8 protein-coding genes are annotated in these 10,947 nt (G+C 72.3%); 4 read left to right on the top strand and 4 right to left on the bottom strand.

The window, feature by feature from the left end; genetic code table 11:
- The first annotated feature begins 102 nt into the window (after positions 1–102).
- The 3 genes from ABT093_RS10160 to ABT093_RS10150 all read left to right on the top strand — a co-directional run bounded on the left by ABT093_RS10160 (position 103) and on the right by ABT093_RS10150 (position 3,868).
- The gene (locus ABT093_RS10160; protein WP_350562402.1) at positions 103–2,100 is read left to right on the top strand and encodes a DUF3987 domain-containing protein; all 1,998 of its coding nucleotides are present in this window, start codon (positions 103–105) and stop codon (positions 2,098–2,100) included.
- Between the two features lie 256 nt (positions 2,101–2,356).
- Positions 2,357–2,587, top strand: a complete 231-nt coding sequence (locus tag ABT093_RS10155) for a helix-turn-helix domain-containing protein (protein WP_350562400.1) — start codon at positions 2,357–2,359, stop codon at positions 2,585–2,587.
- Between the two features lie 3 nt (positions 2,588–2,590).
- Positions 2,591–3,868, top strand: coding sequence for a tyrosine-type recombinase/integrase (locus ABT093_RS10150; RefSeq protein WP_350562398.1), 1,278 nt, complete (start codon positions 2,591–2,593; stop codon positions 3,866–3,868).
- 76 nt (positions 3,869–3,944) lie between these two features.
- Here ABT093_RS10150 and glnA2 read toward each other — a convergent pair whose 3' ends face one another.
- Positions 3,945–5,306: a gamma-glutamylpolyamine synthetase GlnA2 gene (glnA2, locus tag ABT093_RS10145; RefSeq protein ID WP_350562396.1), complete on the bottom strand. Its 1,362-nt coding sequence runs from the start codon at positions 5,304–5,306 to the stop codon at positions 3,945–3,947.
- 150 nt (positions 5,307–5,456) lie between these two features.
- Between glnA2 and ABT093_RS10140 the strand changes: the two genes are divergently transcribed.
- On the top strand, positions 5,457–7,211 hold the full coding sequence (locus tag ABT093_RS10140) for an NAD+ synthase (protein WP_350562394.1): 1,755 nt from the start codon (positions 5,457–5,459) through the stop codon (positions 7,209–7,211).
- A 10-nt stretch (positions 7,212–7,221) separates the two neighbouring features.
- Here ABT093_RS10140 and ABT093_RS10135 read toward each other — a convergent pair whose 3' ends face one another.
- The 3 genes from ABT093_RS10135 to ABT093_RS10125 all read right to left on the bottom strand — a co-directional run bounded on the left by ABT093_RS10135 (position 7,222) and on the right by ABT093_RS10125 (position 10,924).
- Entirely contained in the window at positions 7,222–8,271 is a 1,050-nt protein-coding gene (locus tag ABT093_RS10135) for an endonuclease/exonuclease/phosphatase family protein (RefSeq protein ID WP_350562392.1), read from the bottom strand.
- A gap of 244 nt (positions 8,272–8,515) precedes the next feature.
- The gene (locus tag ABT093_RS10130) at positions 8,516–9,154 is read right to left on the bottom strand and encodes a TetR/AcrR family transcriptional regulator (protein ID WP_350562390.1); all 639 of its coding nucleotides are present in this window, start codon (positions 9,152–9,154) and stop codon (positions 8,516–8,518) included.
- 123 nt (positions 9,155–9,277) lie between these two features.
- Positions 9,278–10,924 carry an MFS transporter gene (locus tag ABT093_RS10125; protein ID WP_350562388.1) on the bottom strand — a complete coding sequence of 549 codons (1,647 nt, stop codon included), beginning with the start codon at positions 10,922–10,924 and terminating at the stop codon, positions 9,278–9,280.
- Positions 10,925–10,947: the final 23 nt, after the last annotated feature.

Genomic DNA, 10,947 nt, shown 5'->3' with positions numbered 1-10,947 from the left:
GCCCTTGCGTGGGCATGTCCGCGACATGTTCGATGGCTCCATGGGGCGCAGCGAGCTCGTTCTGATGACCCGGGCCGCCAGCTCCGTGCGAAAGGAGCCACGTTGAGCACCGAGCACGCGCACCCGAACGTGATCCCGTTCCGGCCCGAACCCGCCGAGGTCAAAGCCGCCGAACAGGCCGTCATCGGCGCCGCCCTCCTCGACCCCGCCCAGGTCCCCGCGCTCGCCGCCCAGATCGGCGACCCCGGGGCGTTCCACCACCCCGCACACGAGACCATCTGGCGGGCCATCACCCGCATGGCGGGCGGTGAGCGGCCGGTGGACCCGCTGCTGCTGACCGGCGTCCTGCGCGCGCAGGGCGACCTCGGCCGGGTCGGCGGGCCCGGCTATCTGCACACCTGTATCGAGGCCACCCCGACCGCGGCGAACGGCGACTACTACGCGGAGATCGTGCGCGTGGCCGCCGAGCGCCGCCGGATCGGCACCACCACCAGCCGCCTGGCCCACATGGCCGGCGACACCGAGACCGACCTGGACGCGGTCCGCACCGCCGCGCTGTCGGTGCTCGCGGACCTCGCCGCCGGGGACACCTGGCTCGACCCCATGCCGCTCGGCTCCCACACCGGCCTGCCCACCTTCCCCGTCAAGGCCCTCCCGGGGTGGGTCGGCGCCTACGTCGACGCGGTCGCCGAGTTCACGCAGACCCCGCCCGACGCCGCCGCCACCATGGCCCTGGCCGCGCTGTCCACGGCCGCCGGCGGGCGGGTCGGGGTGGAGATCCGGCCCGGCTGGCGCGAGCAGTCGAACCTCTACCTGACCTGCGCGATGCCGCCGGCCAGCCGCAAGTCCGACGTCTTCGCGTTCACCATGGGCCCGGTCTACAAGGTCGAGGCCGAGCTGCAGGCCGACGCCCGGGCGGCCATCATCGAGGCCGAGACCACCCGGGACGCCGCCATGGCCGAGGTCGAGGCCCTGATGGCCAAGGCCCGCAAGAACCCCGACGCCGACCGGACCCAGCTCGTCGCGGAGATCTCCGCCGCGAAGCTGCTCGCCGAGCAGATCGTCGTCCCGCCGAACCCGCGCCTGACGCTGTCCGGGGACATCACCCCCGAGACAGTCACCCACCATCTCGGCGTCCACCGGTGCCTGGCCGCGCTCTCCCCCGAGGGCGATCTGTTCGACAGCATCGTCGGCCGCTACAGCAGCAAGCCCAACCTGGGCGTCTTCCTCCAGGCCCACAAGGGCGAGCGCCTGCAGGCCGACCGCATCACCCGCGAGCAGCCCACCGCCGACAAGCCCGCCCTCACCATCGGCGTCACCCCGCAGCCTGCCGTTCTGCAGGAACTCGGCGCCGCCCCCGGCGCCCGCGACCGCGGCCTGCTCGCCCGCTTCCTCTACTCCCTGCCGCCCTCCAACCTCGGATGGCGCAAAGTCCGCACCGACCCGATCCCCGACGCCGTGGCGAACGCCTACGACCGCAACCTGACCCGCCTGCTCCGCGCCATGACCGACCTCCCCGAACCCGTGGTCGTCGTCATGGACCAGGCCGCCGACCTCGCCGTCGAGAAGCTGCAGGAACGCGTCGAGGTCCAGCTCCGCCCCGACCAGCCGCTCGCCCACATCAAGGACTGGGCCGGCAAGCTCGTCGGCCACATCGCCCGCATCGCCGTCCTGCTCCACCTCGCCGACCACATCACCAGCGACCAGGACAGCAACGCTTGGCGCGCCGCCCTGCAGGCCTGCGTCGTCGACCGCGCCGCCGAGATCGCCGACTACTACACCGCGCACACCCTCGCCGTGTTCGACCTCATCGCCGCCGACCCCGCCACCGACGACGCCCACACCCTCCTCCAATGGCTCCAACGGCCGAAGAAGGACGGTACGCACCGCACCCACATCAAGGCCCACGACGCCGTCGCCAGCAGCCGCCACTTCAAGAAGGTCGCCGACGTCGAACCCGCCCTCGCTCTCCTCGAACAGCACGGCTGGCTCCGCACCGACCAGCACGCGCCCACCGGCCAGCGAGGCCGCCCCCAGGCCGTCACCTACCGTGTCCACCCGGCCGTGAGCACCCCCACGAACGGGGCCGAAGCCCCGTAACCGTCAGGGATGTCAGGGCAAACCCCTGACCAGCCAAAACGGCTCCGGACACAGCGTCAGGGATTGTCAGGGATGTCAGGGAAACAGCGACTTTCCCTGACATCCCTGACAATCCCTGACGCCCTGCCAGGAGCCAAAACCACAGGCCAGCGGTTTGCCCTGACATCCCTGACACTTTCCGCCCTCCGCGCCCGTCCGCGAGAGGGCACGTAACACTCCGCAACCACCATCCGAACCTCTCGCCGGAGGTGTCCGCATGCCCGCGAAGGGCCAACGCGGCGGTGCCGCAACGGTCGTCCGCCCCCTCCCCGACCGCTACCTCGAACCCGAGGACATCGCCCGGATCTTCGGTGTGCCGCTGGAGACCGTCTACCAGTGGCGCCGCAAGCGCACGGGGCCGCCCGGCTTCCGGGTCGGCCGGCACGTCCGCTACCACCCCCAGGCCGTCGCCGAGTGGGCGGCCGAGCAGAACGAACAGGCGGCTTGATCCATGGCAGGACACATTCAGGACCGCTGGTACAAGACCGAGCCCGGCCCCAACGGCAAGCCGCGCCGCATCCGCACCGACCGCTACGGCACCGGCAAGCGCTACCGCGCCCGCTACGTCGGCCCCGACGGCACCGAGAAGTCCAAGTCCTTCCCGGACCGTCAGAAGCGGCTGGCCGAGGACTGGCTGACCCGGATCGAGGCCGACATGTCGCGCGGCCAGTACGTCGACCCGAAGGCCGCCCGGGTCACGTTCAAGCAGTACGCGGAGAGGTGGCTGGACTCCCAGCACACCGACCTCAACACCCGGGCCTCGGTCCACGCCCAGATCCGGCGGCACGCGATTCCGTACCTGGGCCCGCGCCCGATGGACTCGTTCCTGCCGTCCCACATCCGGGAGTGGCTGGCTGAGCTGGAGAAGGCGGTCCCGGCGTCGTCGTACCGCCGCGTCATCTTCGGAAGCGTCTCCGGCATCTTCACGGCGGCCGTCGAGGACCAGTTGCGAACGACGAACCCGTGCCGTTCCCGGTCGGTCACCGCTCCCGGGCGGGCCCCGGGGCGGGTCCGTCCGTGGCTGGCGGACCGAGTGGACGCAGTGCGTGCGGGTCTGCCGGAACGGTATCGGGCGATGGCGGACGCCGGCGGCGGGTGCGGACTGCGTCAGGGGGAGATCTTCGGCCTGCCGGTCGACGAGATCGGGTTCGACACCGGATGGCTGCACGTCGGCTACCAGATCAAGGTCATCGGCGGGCGCTTGGTGTTCGCCCCACCGAAGCGCGGGAAGGTCCGGGACGTGCCGCTCCCCGCGCAGATCGGTCGCCTCTTCAAGGCCCACATGGAGGCGTTCCCGCCGGACGAGGTGACGCTGCCGTGGCTCACCCCGGACGGCCCCCCGGTGACGAAACGGCTGCTGTTCTCCCGAGAAGGAGGTGGGCCGGTGCGGCGGGCCGACTTCAACACGTACGCGTGGAAGCCCGCTCTTGTCGCGGCCGGGGTCCTCCCGGAGCCCGAGAAGGGGAAGCGGCACCAGGCGTCCCGGGAGGACGGCATGCACGCCCTCCGGCACTTCTACGCCACCGTCCTGCTGGACGCCGGCGAGAACGTGAAGGCGCTGAGCCAATACCTGGGTCACAGCGACCCCGGGTTCACGCTCCGGGTCTACACGCACCTGATGCCGAGCAGCGACGGCCGGACCCGCCGGGCCGTCGACAGGCTCTACGAAACGCTCGGATGGGCCACCGATCCACCGCCTGACGGCCCACAGGCGGCCCAGGCAGATTGAAGTGGTCCCCGGGCCGGCGGCTGCACGCCGCTGGCCCGGGGACCTCACTCAGCCCGAAACCCACCCTGACCTGCGGCTACAGCACCTGGAGGTTCTTCCGCAGCTCGAACGGCGTGACCTCGGAGCGGTACTCCTCCCACTCCTGCTTCTTGTTGCGCAGGAAGAAGTCGTACACGTGCTCGCCGAGGGTCTCGGCGACGAGTTCGCTGCGCTGCATGAGGTCGATGGCCTCGCCGAGGTTCTGCGGCATCGGCTGGATGCCGAGGGCGCGGCGCTCGGCGTCGGTGAGGGCCCAGACGTCGTCGTCGGCGCCGGGCGGGAGCTCGTAGCCCTCCTCGATGCCCTTGAGGCCGGCGGCCAGGGTGACGGCGTAGGCGAGGTAGGGGTTGCAGCCGGTGTCGAGGGAGCGGACCTCGACGCGGGTGGAGCCCTGCTTGCCGGGCTTGTACATCGGCACGCGGATCAGCGCGGAGCGGTTGTTGTGGCCCCAGCAGATGTACGACGGGGCCTCGCCGCCGGCGCCGGCGGTGCGCTGGGAGCCGCCCCAGATCCGCTTGTAGGAGTTCACCCACTGGTTGGTGACGGCGGCGGTCTCGGCGGCGTGGCGCAGCAGGCCGGCGATGAAGGAGCGGCCGACCTTGGAGAGCTGGTACTCGGCGCCGGACTCGTGGAAGGCGTTGCGGTCGCCCTCGAACAGCGAGAGGTGGGTGTGCATGCCGGAGCCGGGGTGGTCGGAGAACGGCTTGGGCATGAAGCTGGCGTGGACGCCCTGCTCCAGGGCGACCTCCTTCATCACCAGCCGGAAGGTCATGATGTTGTCGGCGGTGGACAGCGCGTCGGCGTACCGCAGGTCGATCTCCTGCTGGCCGGGGGCGCCCTCGTGGTGGGAGAACTCCACCGAGATGCCCATCGACTCCAGCATGGTGATCGCCTGGCGGCGGAAGTCGTGGCCCACCCCGCGCGGGGTGTGGTCGAAGTAGCCGGAGTGGTCGGCGGGGATCGGCGGGGTGCCGTCGCCGGGGAGGTTCTTCAGCAGGAAGAACTCGATCTCGGGGTGGGTGTAGAAGGTGAAGCCCTGGGCGGAGGCCTTCTCCAGGGTGCGCTTCAGCACGAACCGCGGGTCGGCGTACGAGGGCGAGCCGTCCGGCATCAGGATGTCGCAGAACATCCGGGCGGTGCCCGGGGTCTCCGAGCGCCACGGCAGGATCTGGAAGGTGGTCGGGTCCGGCTTGGCGATCATGTCGGACTCGTAGACCCGGGCGAAGCCCTCGATCGCCGAACCGTCGAAGCCGATGCCCTCCTCGAACGCCTGCTCCAGCTCGGCCGGCGCCACCGCCACCGACTTCAGGAACCCCAGGACATCGGTGAACCACAGCCGGACGAACCGGATGTCACGCTCTTCGAGCGTCCGAAGCACGAACTCCTGCTGCTTGCCCATGGGGACAGTCTCACCTCTGCTCTTTACGCCCGTGTTACGCCCGAGAGCCGCCCGCGGGCGACTGTCCCCATCATGGCGGATCACCGCCGCCGCACGCAGTGGCGACCCCGGCCGAGACATTGCGTCAGATCGACGATTAGACTCGGTGGCATGCCCAATCTCCGTCTCGCCCTCTGCCAGACCGACCCGTGGGTCGGTGACATCGCACGCAACAGCGATGAGGTGGTGCACTGGACCAAGCAGGCCGTCGAGGCCGGTGCCCAGCTGGTCGCGTTCCCCGAGATGGCCCTGACCGGCTACCCGGTCGAGGACCTCGCGCTGCGCCGCTCCTTCGTCGAGGCGTCGCGGGGCGGACTGGTCGAGCTGGCCGCGCGGCTCGCGGCGGAGGGGCTCGGGGAGGTGCCCGTCGTGGTGGGCTACCTCGGGCGCTCCGAGCAGGCCTCGCCGCGGTTCGGGCGGCCGGCCGGCTCCCCGCAGAACTGCGCCGCCGTGCTGTTCCGGGGCGAGGTGGCCACCCGGTTCGCCAAGCACCACCTGCCGAACTACGGCGTGTTCGACGAGTACCGCTGGTTCGTCCCCGGCGACCAGCTGCCGGTGCTGCGGCTGAACGGGGTGGACGTCGCGCTGGCGATCTGCGAGGACATCTGGCAGGACGGCGGACGGGTGACCGCCGCCCGCGAGGCCGAGGCCGGCCTGCTGCTGGTGATCAACGGCTCGCCGTACGAGCGGAACAAGGACGACGCCCGGCTGGAGCTGGTCCGCCGCCGGGCCGCCGAGGCGGGCTGCGCGCTCGCCTACGTGAACATGGTCGGCGGCCAGGACGAGCTGGTCTTCGACGGCGACTCGATCGTGGTCGCCCCGGACGGCGAGGTGCTGGCCCGTTCGCCGCAGTTCGAGGAGCACCTGATGGTGCTGGACCTCGACCTGCCGGCCGCCAGCAGCGACCACACCGACGGGCTGCTGCTCGCCGACGGCCTGCACCTGGTCCGCGCCGGGCTGGGCGGCGAGCCGGCCCCGGCGCCCGCCGCGCCGCTGTCCGCCGAGGTGGCCCCGCGGCTCAGCGACGAGGCGGAGATCTGGTCCGCGCTGGTCTCCGGCACCCGCGCCTACGTCCGCAAGAACGGCTTCCGCTCGGTGCTGATCGGCCTGTCCGGCGGCATCGACTCCGCCGTGGTGGCCGCCCTGGCGGTGGACGCGCTCGGCGCCGGGAACGTGTACTGCGTCTCGATGCCGAGCCGCTACTCCTCGCAGCACTCCATGGACGACGCGGCCGAGCTGGCCCGCCGGACCGGGCTGAACTTCCGCACCGTGCCGATCGCCCCGATGTTCGACGCCTACATGGCGGCCACCGAGCTGACCGGCCTGGCCGAGGAGAACCTGCAGTCCCGGCTGCGCGGCACCCTGCTGATGGCGATCTCCAACCAGGAGGGGCACATCGTGCTCGCGCCCGGCAACAAGAGCGAGCTGGCGGTCGGCTACTCGACCCTGTACGGCGACTCGGTCGGCGCGTTCGGCCCGATCAAGGACGTCTACAAGTCGCTGATCTTCCGGCTGGCCCGCTGGCGCAACGAGGAGGCCGAGCGGCTCGGCGAGGTGCCGCCGATCCCGGAGAACACCATCTCCAAGCCGCCGTCCGCCGAGCTGCGGCCGGACCAGAAGGACACCGACTCGCTGCCCGACTACGACCTGCTGGACACCGTCCTCGACCTGTACGTCGAGGGTGACCAGGGCCGGGACGCGATCGTGGCGGCGGGCTTCGACGCAGCCGTGGTGGACCGGGTGGTGCGGCTGGTGGACACCGCCGAGTACAAGCGGCGGCAGTACCCGCCGGGCCCGAAGATCTCGGTCAAGGGCTTCGGCCGGGACCGCCGGCTGCCGATCACCAACCGGTGGCGCCGCGGCTGAGGGGGAGGGCTCACCGGTAGCGGTAGGTGGCGGCCACCGCGAGGTGGTCGCTGCCGTCCCGCTCCAGGGTCCGCGAGTCGGTGGGCTCCAGCCCGCCCTTGCTCATGATCTGGTCGATCCGGGCCATCGGGAAGGACGCCGGCCAGCTGAAGCCGAAGCCGTCGCCGGCCGCGCCCTGGGCCGAGCGCATCTGCGAGGTGACCGGCGCCAGGCTGCGGTCGTTCATGGTGCCGTTGAGGTCGCCGAGCAGCAGCACCTTCTTCAGCGGCTCGGCCTCGATCGCGTCGCCGAGCGCCTGGGCGCTGACGTCCCGCTGGTTGACGGTGAAGCCGCCCTCGGCCCGCAGCCGCACGGACGGCAGGTGGGCGACGTACACCGCGACCGGGCCCTGCGGGGTGGTGACCTCGGCGCGGAACGCCCTGGTCCAGCCCATCTTGATGTCCACCACCCGGACGTCGCCGATCGGGTACTTGGACCAGAGCCCGACGGTGCCCTCGACGGCGTGGTACGGGTAGGCGTCGGCCAGCCCGGACTCGTAGGCGCGCAGCGGCCTGCCGGCCAGCTCCTGGAGCGCGACGATCTGCGCGCCGGACTTCTCCAGCATCCGCACGGTGCCCTGCGGGTCGGTGTTGGCGGCGGCCACGTTGTGGCTGACCACCGTGAAGTCGCCGGTGCCGCCGCTTTTGTCGGTGAGCAGGCCGCCGAACATGTTGGCCCAGAGCACCGTGGGCACCAGCAGGGCGAGCAGCGCGGTGGCGGAGCGGCGCAGCAGCGCGGGGAGCAGCAGCACCGGCACGGCCAGGCCCACCCAGGGCAGGAAGGTCTCCAGCAGGCTGCCCAGGTTGCCGGTGCTGTTGGGCACCTCGGCGTGGAAGGCCAGCAGGGCGCCGGCGAGCAGGGCCAGCAGGGCGATCAGCAGGCCGCGCCGCCAGGTGGTGGCGCCGCGGGCGTCGCGGCCCCAGCCCCGGACGCCGAGGAATCCGGCCGCGGGGCGCCGGCCGGTTCCCGGGTCGCCGGCCTCCGCCGTGGACACCCGGTCCGCCCTGTCCGCCTGCGCCATGCCGTGGCTCCCGTCGTTCGCGCCGCCCGCCCGTCCGCCGCCGGTCCGGTGCGGGCCGCCGCCGGGTGGCGGAGGGCGTGCCGGACTGGTGCGGGTTTGGTCGGATTCCCGGCTCAGCCTATGCCGGGACAGACGTCCGGCCGGCGGACCGGGGTTCCGGCGTGGCCCGGTTGGTGAGCCAGGCCACTACGCCGGACACCGGGGCGGCCCGCCGGGGCGAGGACGGGGTGAGGGCGGGGGCCGGTCAGGCGGGTACCGGCCGCAGGGCCGGGCCGGCCAGGCCGCCGAGCAGCGCGTCGACCATCCGCTCGGCCAGCTCCGGGTCGTCCAGGTCGGAGTCGTCCCACAGGATGCTGCGGGCGAGGATCGGGCCGATCAGCAGGTCGCCGAGCAGTTCCTCGTCGAGGTCGGCCCGCAGCTCGCCCTCGGCGACTCCCCGGCGGATGACGTTCCGGGCGGCCTCCCGGCGCGGCACGATCACCCGTTCGCGGTAGGCCGCGTGCAGCTCGGGCCAGCCCTGCATCTGGCCGAGCGCGGCCTTGAGGACCCAGCGGGAGCGCTTGGCGAGCCCGCGCAGCCGCATGTACTCGACCATCGCGACCAGGTCGCCGCGGATCGAGCCGGTGGCCGCGGGCAGCGGCTCCTCCAGCCGGCTGACCATGTCGACCAGCAGCGCCTCCTTGTTGGGCCAGCGCCGGTAGATGGTGGCCTTGCCCACGCCGGCGGCGGTGGCGATGCCCTCGATGGTCAGCTCGGACAGGCTGGTGCCGGCCGCCATCTGCTCCTCGACGGCGGCGAAGATCGCCTGCTCGGCGGCCTCGCTGCGGGGCCTGCCCCGGCGCGGGCCGGTGCAGGTCGGCGCGGCCGTCGGCTCGGTGTTCATCTCACATCTCCCGGTTGTGGGGCCCCCGCCCGCGGGACGGACGGGGGTCGCACGCGCTCGTGGGCCCCGTCACCGGCGGGTTCCCGGTGACAGGGCCCCATTCTCGCTCAGCGCGGTCGCGGGTCAGGCGTCCGCGACCGCCGCCGCGCGGGGCTCCTCGTCCGCGCGGTCGGCCCCCGCCGCGGCGGACGGCCCGGCGGCGGGCCCACCGGGCCCGTTGGGCCCGCCGGCCGGGACCCTGCCCGGCAGCAGGAACCAGGCGAGCGCCGCGCCGACCAGGGTGATCCCGGCGGAGAGCGCGGCCACCACGTGCATGGCGTGGATGAAGGAGCCGTTGGCCGGGCCGATCAGCTCCTTGCCCCGGTCGCCGAGCCGGGCGGCGACGGCGAGGGTGGCCTCCAGCGACTCGCCGGCCTTCTCCCGCAGCTCCGGGCTCGGCAGCCGGGCGAGCCCGTCGGACATCCCGTCGCGGTAGACGGTGGAGAGCACCGCGCCGAGCACCGCGACCCCGAGCGAGCCGCCGACCTGGCGGAAGGTGTTGTTGACCGCCGAGCCGGCGCCGGCCTTCTCCCGGGGCAGCGAGCCCATGATCGCGACCGTGATCGGCGGCATGACGTGCGCCATGCCGGTGCCCATCAGCAGGCCGAGCACGACCAGCACCCAGATCGGGGTGGTCGCGCCCAGCAGCAGGTAGCCGAGGAAGCCGACCGCGATGAACAGCATGCCGACGGCGCAGGTGGCGCGGATGCCGAAGCGGTCGACCACCAGCCGGGCGCGCGGGGCGAACACCAGCTGGGCGGCGGCCAGCGGCAGCATCAGCACGCCGGCCTCCAGCGCGCTGTAGCCGCGCACGCTCTGGGTGTAGAAGACGCCGAAGAACGAGACGCCCATCAACGCGAAGAAGACCACGCCGACCACCACCACCGAGGCGCTGAACACCTTGTTGCGGAACCAGTTGACGTCCAGCGCGGGGTGCGCGGTGCGGCGCTCGAAGAGCACGAAGGCGGTCAGCGCCACCAGGCCGAGCAGTACCGGACCCCAGGCCGCGACGGCGGTGAAGTCGGCCAGCTCGCCGCCCTTGATGATGCCGTAGATCAGCGCCACCAGGCCGATGATGGACAGCAGCACGCCGACCGGGTCCATCCGTCCCGGGTTCGGGTCCTTGGACTCGGGGACCAGCAGCACCATCGCGATCAGCGCGACGACCACGATCGGCACGTTGACCAGGAAGACCGAGCCCCACCAGAAGTGCTCGATCAGCAGGCCGCCGGTGATCGGGCCGATCGCGATGGCGAGGCCGACGGCACCGGCCCAGATGCCGATCGCCTTGGGCTGCTCGGAGCGCTCGAAGACGTTCATGATGATGGCGAGCGTGGCCGGCATGGCCAGCGCCCCGCCGACGCCCATCAGCGCGCGGTAGCCGATCAGCTCGCCCGGCGTACTGGCGAGCGCGGAGAGCAGCGAGGCGACGCCGAAGACGGCCATGCCGGCCAGCAGGGCCCGCTTGCGGCCGAACCGGTCGCCGAGCAGGCCGGAGGTGAACAGCAGCCCGGCGAAGACCAGCGTGTAGGAGTTGATCGACCATTCCAGGTCGCTCTGGCTGGCGCCGATGCCGGTGGGCGCCGGGGACGCGATGGTCTTCATCGCGACGTTGAGGATCGAGTTGTCGAGCACGACGACGAGCAGGGCGAGCACGAGGGTGCACAGGATCGCCCAGCGGCGGCGGTGGATGGCTTCCGGCACGCGGGGTGGCGCGGCTGCGGTGGTCATGGGTTCTTCCCGTCCGTGGTACG

The sequence above is a fragment of the Kitasatospora sp. NPDC002551 genome, from assembly GCF_040296005.1.
In the GTDB taxonomy this organism is placed as follows: Bacteria; Actinomycetota; Actinomycetes; order Streptomycetales; family Streptomycetaceae; genus Kitasatospora.
This window is presented reverse-complemented; position numbering and strand designations above follow the sequence as displayed.

What these genes read in the sequence shown, in the direction of transcription:
- glnA2 (WP_350562396.1), bottom strand. Translation starts at nt 5,306, where the DNA reads ATGGGCAAGCAGCAGGAGTTCGTGCTTCGGACGCTCGAAGAGCGTGAC.
- ABT093_RS10155 (WP_350562400.1), top strand. Translation starts at nt 2,357, where the DNA reads ATGCCCGCGAAGGGCCAACGCGGCGGTGCCGCAACGGTCGTCCGCCCC.
- ABT093_RS10140 (WP_350562394.1), top strand. Translation starts at nt 5,457, where the DNA reads ATGCCCAATCTCCGTCTCGCCCTCTGCCAGACCGACCCGTGGGTCGGT.
- ABT093_RS10135 (WP_350562392.1), bottom strand. Translation starts at nt 8,271, where the DNA reads ATGGCGCAGGCGGACAGGGCGGACCGGGTGTCCACGGCGGAGGCCGGC.
- ABT093_RS10150 (WP_350562398.1), top strand. Translation starts at nt 2,591, where the DNA reads ATGGCAGGACACATTCAGGACCGCTGGTACAAGACCGAGCCCGGCCCC.
- ABT093_RS10130 (WP_350562390.1), bottom strand. Translation starts at nt 9,154, where the DNA reads ATGAACACCGAGCCGACGGCCGCGCCGACCTGCACCGGCCCGCGCCGG.
- ABT093_RS10125 (WP_350562388.1), bottom strand. Translation starts at nt 10,924, where the DNA reads ATGACCACCGCAGCCGCGCCACCCCGCGTGCCGGAAGCCATCCACCGC.